The sequence below is a fragment of the Aeromonas sp. Marseille-Q5825 genome, from assembly GCF_946892685.1.
Classification (GTDB): domain Bacteria; phylum Pseudomonadota; class Gammaproteobacteria; order Enterobacterales; family Aeromonadaceae; genus Aeromonas; species Aeromonas rivipollensis.
In genome coordinates this window covers 567,784-582,237 of record NZ_CAMPOU010000004.1, presented here as the reverse complement: position 1 = coordinate 582,237, position 14,454 = coordinate 567,784, and the positions used below count along the sequence as shown (strand labels likewise).

Annotated in this window: 15 protein-coding genes; 12 read left to right on the top strand and 3 right to left on the bottom strand. The window is 63.1% G+C overall.

Annotated features, from left to right (window positions below):
* Positions 1 to 100 precede the first annotated feature (100 nt).
* Positions 101 to 1,246: an acetylornithine deacetylase gene (gene argE / locus OC537_RS13300; RefSeq protein ID WP_262111901.1), complete on the bottom strand. Its 1,146-nt coding sequence runs from the start codon at positions 1,244 to 1,246 to the stop codon at positions 101 to 103.
* A 261-nt stretch (positions 1,247 to 1,507) separates the two neighbouring features.
* Here argE and argC point away from each other — a divergent pair, with 261 nt between their 5' ends.
* From argC to argH, 5 genes are all read left to right on the top strand, one after another.
* Complete coding sequence (gene argC, locus OC537_RS13295) at positions 1,508 to 2,515, top strand: N-acetyl-gamma-glutamyl-phosphate reductase (RefSeq protein WP_234676745.1); 1,008 nt, start codon at positions 1,508 to 1,510, stop codon at positions 2,513 to 2,515.
* 23 nt (positions 2,516 to 2,538) lie between these two features.
* Positions 2,539 to 3,318, top strand: a complete 780-nt coding sequence (gene argB, locus OC537_RS13290; RefSeq protein ID WP_171276872.1) for an acetylglutamate kinase — start codon at positions 2,539 to 2,541, stop codon at positions 3,316 to 3,318.
* A 25-nt stretch (positions 3,319 to 3,343) separates the two neighbouring features.
* Complete coding sequence (locus tag OC537_RS13285) at positions 3,344 to 4,255, top strand: ornithine carbamoyltransferase (protein ID WP_262111896.1); 912 nt, start codon at positions 3,344 to 3,346, stop codon at positions 4,253 to 4,255.
* 54 nt (positions 4,256 to 4,309) lie between these two features.
* Complete coding sequence (locus OC537_RS13280) at positions 4,310 to 5,545, top strand: argininosuccinate synthase (RefSeq protein ID WP_005324853.1); 1,236 nt, start codon at positions 4,310 to 4,312, stop codon at positions 5,543 to 5,545.
* Positions 5,546 to 5,754: 209 nt separating this feature from the next.
* Positions 5,755 to 7,140 (top strand): argininosuccinate lyase, encoded by a 1,386-nt coding sequence (argH, locus tag OC537_RS13275; protein WP_262111895.1) that lies wholly within the window; start codon positions 5,755 to 5,757, stop codon positions 7,138 to 7,140.
* 107 nt (positions 7,141 to 7,247) lie between these two features.
* On the opposite strand, the gene OC537_RS13270 is transcribed toward argH, so the two are convergent.
* Positions 7,248 to 8,138, bottom strand: coding sequence for a LysR substrate-binding domain-containing protein (locus tag OC537_RS13270; RefSeq protein WP_262111892.1), 891 nt, complete (start codon positions 8,136 to 8,138; stop codon positions 7,248 to 7,250).
* A 96-nt stretch (positions 8,139 to 8,234) separates the two neighbouring features.
* Between OC537_RS13270 and OC537_RS13265 the strand changes: the two genes are divergently transcribed.
* The 4 genes from OC537_RS13265 to OC537_RS13250 all read left to right on the top strand — a co-directional run bounded on the left by OC537_RS13265 (position 8,235) and on the right by OC537_RS13250 (position 10,242).
* Positions 8,235 to 8,561 (top strand): carboxymuconolactone decarboxylase family protein, encoded by a 327-nt coding sequence (locus OC537_RS13265; protein ID WP_262111891.1) that lies wholly within the window; start codon positions 8,235 to 8,237, stop codon positions 8,559 to 8,561.
* Positions 8,552 to 8,944 (top strand): tautomerase family protein, encoded by a 393-nt coding sequence (locus OC537_RS13260; RefSeq protein ID WP_234676739.1) that lies wholly within the window; start codon positions 8,552 to 8,554, stop codon positions 8,942 to 8,944. The genes OC537_RS13265 and OC537_RS13260 overlap by 10 nt, the downstream gene beginning before the upstream one ends.
* The gene (locus tag OC537_RS13255) at positions 8,941 to 9,468 is read left to right on the top strand and encodes a DUF4865 family protein (RefSeq protein ID WP_262111888.1); all 528 of its coding nucleotides are present in this window, start codon (positions 8,941 to 8,943) and stop codon (positions 9,466 to 9,468) included. The genes OC537_RS13260 and OC537_RS13255 overlap by 4 nt, the downstream gene beginning before the upstream one ends.
* A gap of 141 nt (positions 9,469 to 9,609) precedes the next feature.
* Entirely contained in the window at positions 9,610 to 10,242 is a 633-nt protein-coding gene (locus tag OC537_RS13250) for an FMN-binding negative transcriptional regulator (protein WP_262111887.1), read from the top strand.
* A gap of 101 nt (positions 10,243 to 10,343) precedes the next feature.
* Here OC537_RS13250 and OC537_RS13245 read toward each other — a convergent pair whose 3' ends face one another.
* Positions 10,344 to 10,556: a hypothetical protein gene (locus OC537_RS13245; protein WP_262111885.1), complete on the bottom strand. Its 213-nt coding sequence runs from the start codon at positions 10,554 to 10,556 to the stop codon at positions 10,344 to 10,346.
* Between the two features lie 196 nt (positions 10,557 to 10,752).
* Between OC537_RS13245 and OC537_RS13240 the strand changes: the two genes are divergently transcribed.
* From OC537_RS13240 to OC537_RS13230, 3 genes are all read left to right on the top strand, one after another.
* A complete protein-coding gene (locus OC537_RS13240; protein WP_262111883.1) occupies positions 10,753 to 11,457 on the top strand; it encodes a response regulator in 705 nt (234 codons plus the stop codon).
* Positions 11,447 to 12,889, top strand: a complete 1,443-nt coding sequence (locus OC537_RS13235) for a sensor histidine kinase (protein ID WP_262111881.1) — start codon at positions 11,447 to 11,449, stop codon at positions 12,887 to 12,889. Before OC537_RS13240 ends, OC537_RS13235 begins: the two co-directional genes overlap by 11 nt.
* A gap of 226 nt (positions 12,890 to 13,115) precedes the next feature.
* Positions 13,116 to 14,363, top strand: coding sequence for an ABC transporter substrate-binding protein (locus OC537_RS13230; protein ID WP_262111878.1), 1,248 nt, complete (start codon positions 13,116 to 13,118; stop codon positions 14,361 to 14,363).
* The last annotated feature ends 91 nt before the right edge of the window (positions 14,364 to 14,454 follow it).

Genomic DNA, 14,454 nt, shown 5'->3' with positions numbered 1-14,454 from the left:
TTGTCTGCGCAAGGTCAAATAACAAGCCGATTCAGAACATGTATTTCCCTCACCTGTCCCGAGGCGGCTTGTCATGTAACTTACTTACATTCCCGTCGAGCTAGACGCAGAAACGCCGGATCAGGTGCTGCAGCACCGCCGTGGTCGGTTTGACGAACGACAGATCCAGGTACTCGTCCGGCTGATGGGCCTGGGTGATATGGCCCGGGCCCATCACTATTGTCTGGCATCCCAACTGCTGGATAAAGGGGGCCTCGGTGCAATAGTTCACGGACTCGGCGGCGCGGCCGCTCGCCTTCTCGGCTTCCCGTACCAGATCTGAGCCCTCCTCGCAGGCATAGGCCGGGATGGGTTCGTGCAGGTGCTGCAGGTGCAGGCAACCTGGCTGGTGGATTTCGATGGGGGAGAGCGCCTCTTTCAGCATGCCCATCAGCTCATCCGGCCCAACTTGCGGGGTTGGCCTCATGTCGATGTGCAGCTCGCAGCAGCCGCAGATGCGGTTCGGGCTGTCACCCCCCTGGATGTAGCCCAGGTTCAGGGTGGGTTGCGGCACCGCGAACCTGTGGTCGGCGTAGCGCTCCTTGAGATCCCGCTGCAGCTTGAGCACCTGGCCCATGGCTTTGTGCATGATCTCCATGGCGTTGACCCCGTTGGCGGGATCCGAGCTGTGGCCGCTCTTGCCCGTGATGCGGATGGCCTCCGACATGTGGCCCTTGTGAGCCACCACGGGCACCAGGCCGGTGGGCTCACCTATCACCGCATAGTCGGGTTTGATCTCGGCGGCCGCGGCGATGGCACGGGCCCCCGCCATGGTGGTCTCCTCGTCGGCGGTGGCCAGGATGCGCAGCGGCTTGCGGAGCGTCTTGAGATCGACCTCCTTGAGCGCCTCCACGATGAAGGCGAAGAAGCCCTTCATGTCGATGGTGCCGAGCCCGTACAGGCGGTTGCCCTCCTCGGTCACCTTGAAGGGATCCTTGCTCCAGCCCCCCTCGTCGAAGGGCACGGTATCGGTGTGGCCCGCCAGCAGCAGGCCGCCTTCCCCCTGGCCATAGGTCGCCACCAGGTTGAACTTGCCCGGCAGGTCGGGCAGCGCCGTCACCTCGCACTGGAAACCCAGCTGGCCGAACCAGTCGGCCAGCAGCCGGATCACCGCCTCATTGCTCTGATCCCAGCGGGGATCCGTGCTGCTGATAGAGGGAATCGCAATAATATTCTTATAAAGTGAAAAAAAATCCAGATTGGCCATCAGCTGCTCCTTGCGTCCCCGGAGTGTTTCTGTTAGAAAATACAAATGCAAAGTGAGTGCATGAATATTCTGTTCGAGCGCTCATTAACAAGGCTTCTAGTTGTAAGGGAAAGTTAATGTTCTGTCACCTGATCTGTAACCGACGACGCATATCCGCCTGAATTGCCCCTCCGCACTCGTTGCATCTAAGGGGCGATAGCCGACCCCTTGCACCGCAGCACCACGCTGTGAATTTCGAACCCAGACTTGGAATACTCAAACATGCTCAATACCGTTATCGTCGGTGCCAGTGGCTACGCGGGGGCCGAACTGGCCGCACTGGTCCAGAACCATCCAGAGCTCAAGCTGTTCGGCCTCTATGTCTCCGCCGGCAGCCAGGACGCACACAAGCGCTTCTCTTCCCTCCATCCCCAGTGGGTCGGTGAGCTGGATCAGCCGCTGCTGCCGCTGGACGAGGACGGCATGACCCGGATCCTGACCCAGGCCGATCTGGTGCTGCTGGCCACCGCCCACGAGGTGAGCGCCGAGCTTGCCCCCAAGTTCCTGTCCAAGGGACTGCCGGTGTTCGATCTCTCCGGTGCCTTCCGGGTCAAGGATCAGGGGTTCTACTCCTCCTTCTACGGCTTCACCCACGACAGCGAGCAGTGGCTGGAACAGGCCGTCTACGGTCTGGCCGAGTGGAATGCCGATGCCATTGCCGCCGCCCAGCTGATTGCGGTGCCCGGCTGCTACCCGACCGCCTCTCTCTGCGCCCTCAAGCCGCTGCAGCAGGCCGGTCTGATTGCCGAGGGATGGCAGCCCATCATCAACGCTGTGTCCGGTGTATCCGGGGCCGGTCGCAAGGCCGCTATCAACACCAGCTTCTGCGAAGTGAGCCTGAGCCCCTACGGCACCTTCAATCACAGACACCAGCCGGAGATCAGTCACCATCTGGGCAAGGGGGTGCTGTTCCAGCCCCACCTCGGCAACTATGTGCGGGGCATACTGGCCACCATCTATGTGCAGCTGGCGGATGGCGTGACGCAGACCCAGGTGGATCAAGCCTATCTCAAGGCTTATGAAGGCAAGCCCCTGGTGCGCCTCACCGGCCAGATGCCCTCCATCCGTGGTGTGGCCAATACCCCTTACTGCGACCTCGCCTGGCAGCAGCAGGGCAACATGCTGGTGGTGGTGTCCGCCATCGACAACCTGCTCAAGGGCGCCGCCTCCCAGGCGATGCAGTGCATAAATATCAAGTTTGGTTTTGAACCGGCCACCGGCCTGATTTAACGCTTTAAGGAAGGATCGAGAAGATGGACAAGCAGACGCTGGTAATCAAGTTGGGCGGCGCCCTGATCGAGAACGACGAGGCCCTGACCGCCCTGTTCGCTACCCTGAAAACCTTCCTAGACGATCAGCACCGTCCCCTGGTGCTGGTGCACGGTGGTGGCTGCCTGGTGGATGACCTGCTCAAGGGGCTGGGGATGACCTCCACCAAGAAGAACGGCCTGCGGGTCACTCCGTTCGAGCAGATCCCCTTCATCGCCGGGGCCCTGGCGGGTACGGCGAACAAGATGATGATGGCCAAGGCCATCGCCACCGGCATCCCGGCGGTGGGTCTCTGCCTCGCCGACGGCGGCCTCTGCCAGGTGACCCAGCTCGACCCGGATCTCGGCGCGGTCGGTGACTGCCAGCCGGGCAACCCGGCGCTGGTGGCCGGCATCTTGGGGCAGGGCTTCCTGCCGGTGGTGAGCTCCATCGGCATTACCGCAGATGGCCAGCTGATGAACGTCAATGCGGATCAGGCGGCCACCGCCATTGCCGAGGCTCTGGGCGCCGATCTGGTGATGCTGTCGGACGTGAGCGGCATCCTGGATGGCAAGGGCAAGCTGGTACCGCAACTGGACAAGCAGAGCGCGCTGGACCTGATGGAGAAGGGCGTTATTACGGACGGCATGGCGGTCAAGGTGAAGGCAGCCCTGCACGCCGCAGAGACCCTGGGCAAACCTGTCTGTGTCGCCAGCTGGCGCTACCCGGATCAGCTGCTCAAGCTGCTGGCGGGCGGTGCCGTCGGCACCCAAGTCACCCTCTAACCCTGGCCGGAAAAAGGAACATCCGATGCAACATCTTCTGAAAGACAGCGACTTGAGCAAGGCCCAGATCGAGGCGCTGATAGCTCTGGGCAAATCGGTCAAGGCCGACCCGAAGAAGTACGGCCAGGCGCTGGCGGGCAAGAGCGTGGTCACCCTGTTCGAGAAGCCTTCCCTGCGCACCCGGGTCACCTTCGACATCGGCATCGCCCGGCTCGGTGGCCACAGCGTCTATCTGGATCAGCAGAACGGCGCGCTCGGCAAGCGGGAGTCAGTGAAGGATTTCGCCGCCAACCTGTCCCGCTGGTGTGACGCCATAGTCGCCCGGGTGTTCGATCACCAGACCCTGGTCGAACTGGCCGAACATGGCACAGTGCCGGTGGTGAACAGCCTGTGCAACCTCTACCACCCCTGCCAGGGGCTGGCGGACTTCATGACCATCAGCGAGCACTACAGCGATCTCTCCAAGGTGAAGCTGGCCTACCTCGGCGATGGCAACAACGTCAGCCACTCCCTGCTGCTGCTGGGGGCGACGCTCGGCACCGATGTGACTCTGGTCTGCCCCAAGGGCCATGGCCCGGATACCCAGCTCTTCCTGCAGGCCCAGGCGCTGGCGGCGCAATCCGGTGCCCACATCAACATCAGCGATGACGTGGGCGCCATCGAAGGCTTTGACGTGGTTTATACCGACACCTGGGTCTCCATGGGTGACAACACACCAATGGAGCAGGTAAAAGATATCTTCATGCCTTATCAGATCAACCAGGCCCTGCTCGATCGCACCGGCATCCAGCATGTGCTGCATTGCCAGCCGGCGCACCGGGAGCTGGAGATCACCTCGGAGGTCATGGACGGACCAGCCTCCCTCATCATGGATGAGGCAGAAAACCGGATGCATATCCAGAATGCCGTGCTGCTGACCCTGCTAGGTCATAAATAAGCCGGCGACCGACCCTGAATCACAACCTTATCGAATCATCACGGAGAGAAGTAAATGAGCGGAATCAACAAGATCGTACTGGCTTACTCGGGCGGACTGGATACCTCGGCCATCATTCCCTGGCTGAAGGAGAACTACGATGCGGAGATCATCGCCTTCGTCGCCGATGTCGGTCAGGAGCGTGACGATCTGGAAGGGATCGAGCAAAAAGCCATCGCCTCCGGCGCCACCAAGTGCATCGTCAAGGACCTGCGCGAAGAGTTCGTCAAGGAGTACGTCTATCCGACCCTGAAGACCGGCGCCGTCTACGAAGGCACCTACCTGCTGGGTACCTCCATGGCCCGTCCCATCATCGCCAAGGCGATGGTGGAAGCGGCCCTGGCGGAAGGGGCAGACGCCATCTCCCACGGCTGCACCGGCAAGGGCAACGATCAGGTGCGTTTCGAAGGGGCCGTGGCCGCCCTGGCGCCCCAGCTGAAAGTGATCGCCCCCTGGCGTCTGTGGGACATGCGCTCCCGGGAAGATCTGCTGGCCTATCTGGAAGCCCGCGACATCCCCTGCAAGGCAACCCTGAAGAAGATCTACAGCCGCGACGCCAACGCCTGGCACATCTCCACCGAGGGTGGTGAGCTGGAGAGCACCTGGAACGAGCCGTCCGAAGCTGTCTGGCAGTGGACTGTCTCCGCCGAGCAGGCACCGAACGAGCCGGAATACGTCAAGCTGACCGTGGCCCAGGGCGAAGTGGTGGCCGTTGACGACCAGCCGCTGACCCCGCACCAGATCCTGATGACCCTGAACGAGCGTGCCGGCAAGCACGGCGTGGGCCGCATCGACATCACCGAGAACCGCATGGTGGGCATGAAGTCCCGTGGCTGCTACGAGACCCCGGGTGGCACCGTCATGGTCGCCGCACTGCGCGCCGTGGAAGAGCTGGTGCTGGACAGACCGACCCGCGCCTGGCGCGAGAAGCTGGGTGCCGAGTTCTCCCACCTGGTCTATGACGGTCGCTGGTTCACCCCGCTGTGCAAGGCCATTGTCGCCTCCGCCAACGCCATCGCCGAGGATCTCGACGGTGAAGTGGTGCTGAAGATGTACAAGGGCCAGGTCACTGCAGTGCAGAAGAAGTCGCCGAACAGCCTCTACTCCGAAGACTTCGCCACCTTCGGCGCCGACGAGGTGTACGACCAGAGCCACGCCGAAGGGTTTATCCGTCTCTACACCTTGGCCAGCCGGATCCGCGCCATGAAGGAGCAGCATCAGGCCATCGGCGGTGACCACACCCACGGTTGATCTGAAGACATGATCCGTTGATACCGGTGAGGGGGCTTTGCCCCCTCCTTTATAAACGGCGCGTTGTACCTTCGCTCAGCACGGGGGAGGGCTACGAGAGCGGCTGCGCCTTGGCCGCTTCTGTGAGATAACAGGCTCGCAGAAAAACAGGGCACGATTTCAGGCTCGGGGGCCAAAGCGCCGCCGACAACGCATTCAAGGAGAGCAGTATGGCACTTTGGGGTGGACGCTTCAGTCAGGGAGCCGATAGCAGGTTCAAGCAGTTCAACGATTCGCTGCGGTTCGATTACCGCCTGGCGGAGCAGGATATCCAGGGCTCCATGGCCTGGGCCAAGGCGCTGGTGAAGGTGGGCGTATTGACCAGCGATGAGCAAGGCAAACTGCAGCAGGCGATGGAGGTGCTGCTGGCCTCGGTGCAGCAGGATCCCCAGCAGATCCTGAGCTCGGATGCCGAAGACATCCACTCCTGGGTCGAGGGCAAGCTCATCGATGCCGTCGGCACCCTGGGCAAGAAGCTGCACACCGGCCGCTCGCGCAACGATCAGGTCGCCACCGACCTCAAGCTCTGGTGCAAGGCCCAGGGCGAGCTGCTGCTCGGCTCTATCACGGCGCTGCAACAGGGGCTGGTCGCTTCCGCCCGTGCCAACCAGGCCGCGGTGCTGCCGGGTTACACCCACCTGCAGCGCGCCCAGCCGGTCACCTTCGCCCACTGGGCGCTGGCCTATGTGGAGATGCTGGAGCGGGATCACTCCCGTCTGCAGGATGCCCTGAAACGCCTCGACACCAGCCCGCTGGGCTGCGGCGCACTGGCCGGTACCGCTTACGCCATCGACCGGGAGGTGCTGGCGCTGGACATGGGCTTTAGCGGCGCGACCCGCAACAGCCTGGACTCGGTCTCCGACAGGGATCATGTGGTGGAGCTGATGCACGTGGCGTCGCTGTCCATGGCACACCTGTCGCGTTTTGCGGAAGATCTTATCTTCTACAACACCGGCGAGGCGGGCTTCGTCGAGCTCTCCGATGCGGTCACCTCGGGGTCGTCGCTGATGCCCCAGAAGAAGAACCCGGATGCGCTCGAGCTGATCCGCGGCAAGACCGGCCGGGTGGTCGGCGCCCAGATGGGCATGCTGATGAGCCTGAAGGCGCTGCCGCTCGCCTACAACAAGGACATGCAGGAAGACAAGGAAGGGCTGTTCGATGCCCTCGACACCTGGCACGACTGCCTCGACATGGCGGCCCTGGTGCTGATCGATCTGAAGGTCAATGGCGAGCGCACCAGGGCGGCGGCCCAGGGCGGCTATGCCAACGCCACCGAGCTGGCGGACTATCTGGTGGCCAAGGGGATCCCCTTCCGCGAGGCGCACCACATCGTCGGCGAGACTGTGGTCTACGCCATCAGTGTGAAGAAGCCGCTGGAGGAGCTCTCTTTGCCTGAGTTCCAGCGCTTCAGCCCTGTGGTAGGGGAGGATGTCTACCCGAACCTGGAGCTGGAAGCCACCCTGGCCAAGCGGGTCGCCAAGGGCGGCGTCGCCCGCGAGCAGATAGACGCTGCGCTGGTCGCCGCCGAACAGTGGTTGGCCAAGCGCGCTGGCTGAATGGCAGCGGCCAGGGTCCCATGAGCAGAAAACGGCAACCTCGGGGTTGCCGTTTTTTTATGTGCCCTATTGTGCGGGCTAGTCTGCGGCTATGTCAGCGAGGGTCCTCAGCCCTTGCTGGCACTGGCCTGATGCACGGCATCGGTGAGCAGGGTCTGCAACTGGTGCTCGGCCTCATTGGGTTCATTGCCCGCCCTCAGCAGGGCAATCCCCAGGGTGCCCGGCGATGGCAGCACATCGGTCAAGGGGGATAGGGTGGCCGGCATGCCTAGGGTGGAGCGCACCGTGAGCCCGAGCCCTGCCTGCAAGGCCGCCCAGATGCCCGCCAGACTCTGGCTGGTGAAGGCGATGCGCCAGGGGATCCCGGCCTCGTCGAGGGCCCGGGTGGCCCGTGATCGCATCAGGCAGGGGGCATCGAAGACCACCAGGGGCAGAGGCTCCCCCCGAGCCAGCAGAGGGGCGAGATCCCAGTCCGGGTGCGCTATCCATTGCAGTGGCACCAGGTCGATGAGCCGGGCATCCATGCCCTCATCTTGTGGCTGCCAGGTCAGGGCCATGTCGAGGCTACCCTCCCTGATCCCTTTCGTCAGCGGCCCATTGCGATCGATACGGGTCGTCATGCGAAGCCCGGGATGCAGGCGACAGAAGGGCCCCAGCACGGCCGGCAGCAAAGACTCGCCAAAGTCCTCCTGTACTCCCAGCCTGATCTCCCCTTGCAGCAACTCCCCCTTGAGGGCGCGCATGGCCTCGTCATTGAGATCCAGCAGCCGTTTCCCATACCCCAGCAGCAGCTCGCCCTGGGGGGTCGGGATCAGGTGGCGCCCGCTGCGAGCGACCAGCGCCGTGCCGCATTGCTGCTCGAGTTTTTTCAACTGGGCGCTGACCGCCGAGGTGGAACGACACAGCCGCTGCGCCGCCAGCGCAAAGTTGCCGCACTCCATGCCGACGACATAGCTGCGCAGGGCATCGAGATCCAGGTTCAGGGGAAGGGGCGTCATAATTGTCCTGATAATCGGGATTATTGGTCTTTGATATTTCGATTTTATAAATTGTAGCAGTGGGAGAGAGTGGCTTCACCATCCAAGGAGATTGCCATGACCCATCCTGTTCTTGATCGTGACGAGTTGGCGCTGGTGGCGCCGAGACTGTCCCAGTTGGCACAAGAGACGCTGTTTGGCGATATCTGGCAGCGACCCGCCCTGTCAGCCCGCGAGCGCAGCCTGATCACCCTGGCCATACTGGCGTCGCTGGGCCGGGTGCAACAGTTGCCCTGGCACATAGCGTTCGCCCAGCAAAACGGTCTGACACGGGATCAGCTGGAGGAGCTGTTCACCCATCTCGCCTTCTACGCCGGCTTGCCCGCCGCTGTCACCGCAGTGAGTCTGCTGCCCGCCCGCGAGGAGGCCAACCCATGCCGCTGACCCGCATCACAGTGCGCGAGGGGATGAGCGACGCGCGCCTGCAACAGCTCTCCGCGCTCTATCACCAGACCCTGGTGGAGGTGTTTGATGTGCCGCCGGAGGACAAGTTCCAGATCCTGGAGGCCTTGCCGGCCAGGGCCCTCGTCTATCACCCCCACTACCAGACCGGCCGCCGGGACGGCGACTTCATCCTGTTCCAGATCCTGGCGGGAAAGCCCCGCAGCACTGCGGTCAAGCAGCGGCTCTATGAGCGGCTCGCCGAGCGCCTGCATGCGGACTTGGGCATCCATCCCGACAACCTCATGGTGGTGATCCAGCTGAACGGCAGCGAGGAGTGGAGCTTCGGACGGGGTCTGATGTTTCGGCAGGAGGTGAGCTTATGATCGCCATGCACTACAGATTCACCCTGCCGGCGGACTACGACATGGGGCTGATCGAGCAGCGGATCGCCAGCAATGGCGCCAGACTCGACGGCTTCCCCGGCTTGCTGTTCAAGGCCTATCTCTATGGCCGCCATGACGAGGCCGCGCTGCCATGCCGGGAGAATCGCTATGCCCCCTTCTATGTGTGGCAAAGCGCCGAGGCGATGCGCAGCTTCATTGTCAGCGAGGGCTTTGCGGCGCTCACCAGGCATTTCGGCTGGCCCCATATCGAGACCTGGCAGCTGCTGTCAGCCCCGCAGATGGAGGATCTTGAGCAGGCCAGGGTGGCCATCTTGCGGCGCACTCCCATTGCCCCCCATTCCAGCCTGGCCGAGCTGCGCACCGGGGCCATGGTGAGCGGATGGGACCTCTCCCGCTGGCAGTGGCTGGAGGTGGATCTCCTGGCGTCGCTCCCACAGGCGATACCGGCAGGGGCCGATGCCTATCGCATCGGTTATCTGGCCAAAGGGAGCCCTTTGCCCTGAACGGGTGACAGCGGATATCCGGTGGCGGCCAAGGCTTTCTTCGGTGGCGCTCGGCAGGCAAACTCGAGATGATGCTTTCCCGCCATGGGATCATCTCGACGGGTTTAGTACGGACACACCATCACGGATAAAGGAGCCTGCATGTACCTGCCACCCCATTTCGAAGCCACAGATCCCGCCTCTTTGCATCGGCTGATGCGCGCCCATCCCCTGGGGGCCCTGGTCACCCAGGGCGAGCAGGGGCTGGATGCAAACCACCTGCCGTTCGAGTTCGATGCCGATGAGGGGGAGCATGGGATCTTGCGGGCCCATGTGGCGCGCAACAATCCGCTCTGGCAGGAGGTGAAGGAAGGGCAGGAGGTGCTGGTGATCTTCAGGGCCGTCGAGGGCTACATCTCCCCCAACTGGTATCCAAGCAAGCAGGTGCACCACAAGCAGGTGCCCACCTGGAACTATGCCGTGGTGCATGCCCACGGCCGCATCCGGGTGCGGGACGATGCCCGCTTCGTGCGTCGCCTGCTCGCCACCCTGACCCGCACCCAGGAGGCTGCCGAGCCCGCTCCCTGGAAGATGGCGGACGCGCCCAGAGACTATATCGAGGCCATGGTGCAGGCTGTGGTGGGCATAGAAATAGAGATCGACCAGCTGGTCGGCAAGTTCAAGCTGAGTCAGAACAAGGAGGAGGGGGACCGGCTGGGGGCCGTCGATGCTTTGCAGGCCAAGGGCCAGACGGCGCTGGCAGCGGCGATGCAGGATCCCCCCTCGTCTGTGTAGCGCTATCTCACCCCGTCATAAAACGAAAACGGCAACCCATGGGTTGCCGCTTGCGTAATACATTCTCTGTCTCTTGGCCGGATATCATCAGCCTCTCGGGCTCACAGATCCCTGAACGGCTTGCGCTTCTCCTCTTCGAGCACTATGGCCTCCAGATTGGCGACCCGCTCCTGCAACTCCTTGATGATGAGATCCTGCTTGCCGAGGCGATCCGTGATGCGGGCATCCCCCAGCTGGTAGCGGGCGCGTTTGCCAAGATAGCCGAACAGCACGCTGATAAAGACGATCAGGACTATGCCTGTCCACAGACTCATATTGCCTCCCTGTCATCTGTTCCCCGTCGGGGTGAGTAGAGCCATTTTGTCACCCTGGGGGAACCTTGCCCAGTGACCGGTCGGGGTGACGGCGATTTGTAAGCATCTGGTTACAAAAAGCCCGCCAATTGCCTCGACCCTGGCGCGCCTGTGCTGGTAACTTAGGGCCGATCTTCGTAGCCAGATTGATAATGCCATGGACAGTAAAGTCATTCTCATCGTCGATGACAGCCAGGCGCTGACCGATACCCTCACCGAGTATCTGGGCCGTGCGGGCTTCGAGGTACGCACCGCCTGCGATGGCGAGGCCATGTGGCAGCAGGTGCGCCAGGGCATGCCGGATCTGGTGATCCTGGACGTGATGCTGCCGGGGGATGACGGCTTCACCCTCTGTTCCCAGCTGCGCCGCCTCTCCAACGTGCCCATCATGATGCTGACCGCCGTGACCGAAGATGCGGATCGCATCGCCGGGCTCGAGATAGGGGCGGATGATTACCTCACCAAGAGTTTCAATCCCCGCGAGCTGCTGGCCCGGATCAAGGCACTGCTGCGGCGCAGTCGCCTCACCCAGCAGGCGGCGACCGCCAGGCGCATCAGCTTCGGCCCCTGGACCCTGGACAGCGTGACTCGCCAGCTCTCCCGAGTGGGGGAGGCGCCACGGCAGTTGTCGGGGGCCGACTACACCCTGCTCGGCCTCTTCATTCGCCACCCCAACGAGTTGCTCAGCCGGGATCTCATCTCCCAGGAGATCTGGGGGCGGGAGAGCGACCCCTTCGAGCGGGGCATAGACGTGCAAGTCTCCCGGCTGCGCCAGGCCCTGGATGACAAGGATCGCACCCTGATCATGACGGTGCGCAACAAGGGTTACATGCTGGCGACCGAGACCGTCTATGAGGCCTAACCGGGGCTGGGGGCCCCGCTCCCTGGCCAGCCGTACCAGTCTGTTTCTGCTGTGCGTCATACTGGCGGCCGAACTGTGCGCCGGTTTTTTCTGGTATCGCCACAGCAATCAGGCCCAGGAGCAGGGCTTGATCAGCACTGTGCGCAGCATGGCCCTGAGCGCCTCCTCCACCATCGCCTTCTTTCGCAAGCTGCCCCAGGATTATCGTCATCTGGTGCTGGAGCAACTGCGCAACATGGGGGGCACCCGCTTCTTCGTCTCCCTCAACAACCACCCGCTGCCGGTGACCCCCATCTCGGGTTCGTCCCGCCGGGCGCAGATGGTGGGGGAGGTGGAGCGGGTACTACAACAGGAGCTGGGGCGGGAGGTGACCACCCGGGTCGACTTCACCAGTCGCGCCGAGCTGCGGGTATTCAACACAGAAATCCCCATCGACGATCTGCCCCTGAACTGGGCTCACTACAGCCTGGCCCTGGGTGAGCTCAATCCGCCGATCCTGGTGATCCAGATTGCCGTCGCGCCCGGCGCCTGGTTCTATCTTGCGGCGGCTCTACCCGCCCCTTACGAGAGCCTGGATCCCCGTTTCTTTACTCCGAGCCAGCTGGGTTTCATGCTGGGGTCGGCGCTGATCATCCTGATCGCCACCTGGTGGGTGGTGCGCAAGGAGATAAGGCCCATCCGCAACCTGGCGCGGGCTGCCACCCTGCTCGACAGCAAGCGCGAGGTGCCCGAGGTACAGGAGGAGGGGAGCAGCGAGACCCGGGCTGCCATCCATGCCTTCAACAAGATGCAGCGACGCATCCGCAGCCATCTGCACGAGCGGGACCTGCTGTTCAGCGCCATGTCCCATGATCTCAAGACCCCGCTGGCCTGTCTCAAGCTGCGCACCGAGATGCTGGCGGACCCAGTGGAGCAGAGCAAGTTTGCCGCCCACCTGGACGAGATGGAACTGATGGTGAAGGGGGCCCTGCAGTGCATGAAAGAGACCCACATTCACGAGGAGATAGAGGCGCTGGATCTGATGCAGATCTTGCGCCGCTGCGGCGAGCTCCATAACCACGATGAGCTGAGGATGACGCTGCAAGGGCCCCCCAGCCTGATGCTGGTCGGCAAGCCGCTGGCCATCAAGCGCTGTCTGCAAAACATCATAGATAACGGCATCAAGTACGGAGAGCGCCTGCGGGTGCAAGTGACGCATCAGGGGGACAAGGTGAGGATCGCGTTCAGCGACCAGGGGCCGGGCATCAGTCCGGCGCTGATGGAGCGGGTATTTGACCCCTACTTTCGAGTCGCGTCGACCAAGGCCCTGCCCGGCAGCGGACTCGGCCTCACCATAGCCCGCCACATCGCCCGTATCCACGGCGGCGACATTCATCTTCACAATCATCAACCCCATGGTCTGACCCTGGTACTGGAGCTCAATCTTGACTGATTCCCTACGGGCCCTGCCCGGCAGCTCACCATCGCCCGCATCCACGGCGGTGACACTCATCTTCACAATCATCAACCCCATGGTCTGACCCTGGTACTGGAGCTCAACCTTGACTGATTCCCTGCGGGCCCTGCCCGGCAGCTCACCATCGCCCGTATCCACGGCGGCGACATTCATCTTCACAATCATCAACCCCATGGTCTGACCCTGGTACTGGAGCTCAACCTTGACTGATTCCCTGCGCGCCCTGGCCTGGTTGCTGGCCCTGCCGCTCCATGACGCCCTGGCCGGCGAGGTGGAGATGTTGCACTGGTGGACTTCCCCGGGGGAGCAGGCCGCCTTCGCCGTGGTGACGACCCAGTTGCAAGGGGCCGGAGTGGAGCTCAAGAATGCCGCCATCCTTGGCGGCGGGGGCAACAGCGCCATGGAGGTGCTGCAGGCCAGAGCCATCGCGGGCAATCCCCCGGCCCTGGCTCAGCTGGAGGGGCAGGCCATCGCCTCCTGGACCCTGCTCGGCTTCATCCAGCCCCAGGACGAGGTGGCGGGTGAGCAGGAGTGGGATCGGCAACTGTTGGGGGTGGCCCCCAGGGTCAACAAGATAGGGGGGCACTACATGGGGATCCCGGTCAACGTGCATCGTCTCAACTGGATGTGGGTCAACCGCGCCCTGCTGGCCCGCCTCGACATGGATCCCCCCACCGACTGGCCCGGCTTTCTCGATGCGGTGCGGGCCCTCAGGGCCAAGGGCATCAAACCGCTGGCGCTCGGCAACGACCCCTGGCAGGTGGCCCTGCTGTTCGAGAGCCTGGCGCTGGGGATGGGGGGCAAGGAGTATTACCAGAAGGCCTTCGTCGAGCTGGATCCGGTGGCGCTCGGCAGCGACACCAGTCGTCAGATCCTGGACCGCTTTCGCGAGCTGAGCGAGCTGGTGCTGCCCACCCTGAGCGGCCAGAGCTGGGATCAGGCCACCGCCGATCTCGCCGAGGGCAGGGCGGCTTTCCAGTTGATGGGGGACTGGGTGCTGGGGGATCTGCTGGCCCGTGGCGTGGCCGTGCCCGAGCAGGTGCAATGCCTGCCAGCCCCTGGCACCCAGGGGCTCTATGTCTACAACATGGACAGCTTCGTGATGTTCAACGCCAACCTGCCCAAAGATCATCTGACCATTGCCCGGGCCCTGGCGAGCCCGGATTTTCAGCTCGCCTTCAACCGGGCCAAGGGGTCTATCCCGGTGCGCAGGGATCTCTCCTTGGCTGACTTCAACCCCTGCGCCCAGCTGTCGCGCATCGACTATGACAGGGCGGAGGCCGCCGGCAACCTGATGCCGAGCGTGGCAGACTCCATGGCCCTGCATCCCCTCTATCAGAAGGCGGTGGAGAGCGAGCTCTATCGCTTCTTCAATCAACCCGAGCTCGACAGGGAGGGGGTGATCCGCCGCCTCGGCGCCGTGGCGCGCAGCGCCTCCTCCAAGGGATGAGGCATCCCTTTTGTAAGTGTTTGATTACAATTCCATAGCCTATTGATACTCATGGCCAGCGCCGACCCTATACCCTGTTCTGGACAACCAT

Excerpts from the sequence above, each read along its gene's own strand:
- argE (WP_262111901.1), bottom strand. The coding sequence starts at position 1,246 with ATGGCCAATCTGGATTTTTTTTCACTTTATAAGAATATTATTGCGATT.
- argC (WP_234676745.1), top strand. The coding sequence starts at position 1,508 with ATGCTCAATACCGTTATCGTCGGTGCCAGTGGCTACGCGGGGGCCGAA.
- argB (WP_171276872.1), top strand. The coding sequence starts at position 2,539 with ATGGACAAGCAGACGCTGGTAATCAAGTTGGGCGGCGCCCTGATCGAG.
- OC537_RS13285 (WP_262111896.1), top strand. The coding sequence starts at position 3,344 with ATGCAACATCTTCTGAAAGACAGCGACTTGAGCAAGGCCCAGATCGAG.
- OC537_RS13280 (WP_005324853.1), top strand. The coding sequence starts at position 4,310 with ATGAGCGGAATCAACAAGATCGTACTGGCTTACTCGGGCGGACTGGAT.
- argH (WP_262111895.1), top strand. The coding sequence starts at position 5,755 with ATGGCACTTTGGGGTGGACGCTTCAGTCAGGGAGCCGATAGCAGGTTC.
- OC537_RS13270 (WP_262111892.1), bottom strand. The coding sequence starts at position 8,138 with ATGACGCCCCTTCCCCTGAACCTGGATCTCGATGCCCTGCGCAGCTAT.
- OC537_RS13265 (WP_262111891.1), top strand. The coding sequence starts at position 8,235 with ATGACCCATCCTGTTCTTGATCGTGACGAGTTGGCGCTGGTGGCGCCG.
- OC537_RS13260 (WP_234676739.1), top strand. The coding sequence starts at position 8,552 with ATGCCGCTGACCCGCATCACAGTGCGCGAGGGGATGAGCGACGCGCGC.
- OC537_RS13255 (WP_262111888.1), top strand. The coding sequence starts at position 8,941 with ATGATCGCCATGCACTACAGATTCACCCTGCCGGCGGACTACGACATG.
- OC537_RS13250 (WP_262111887.1), top strand. The coding sequence starts at position 9,610 with ATGTACCTGCCACCCCATTTCGAAGCCACAGATCCCGCCTCTTTGCAT.
- OC537_RS13245 (WP_262111885.1), bottom strand. The coding sequence starts at position 10,556 with ATGAGTCTGTGGACAGGCATAGTCCTGATCGTCTTTATCAGCGTGCTG.
- OC537_RS13240 (WP_262111883.1), top strand. The coding sequence starts at position 10,753 with ATGGACAGTAAAGTCATTCTCATCGTCGATGACAGCCAGGCGCTGACC.
- OC537_RS13235 (WP_262111881.1), top strand. The coding sequence starts at position 11,447 with ATGAGGCCTAACCGGGGCTGGGGGCCCCGCTCCCTGGCCAGCCGTACC.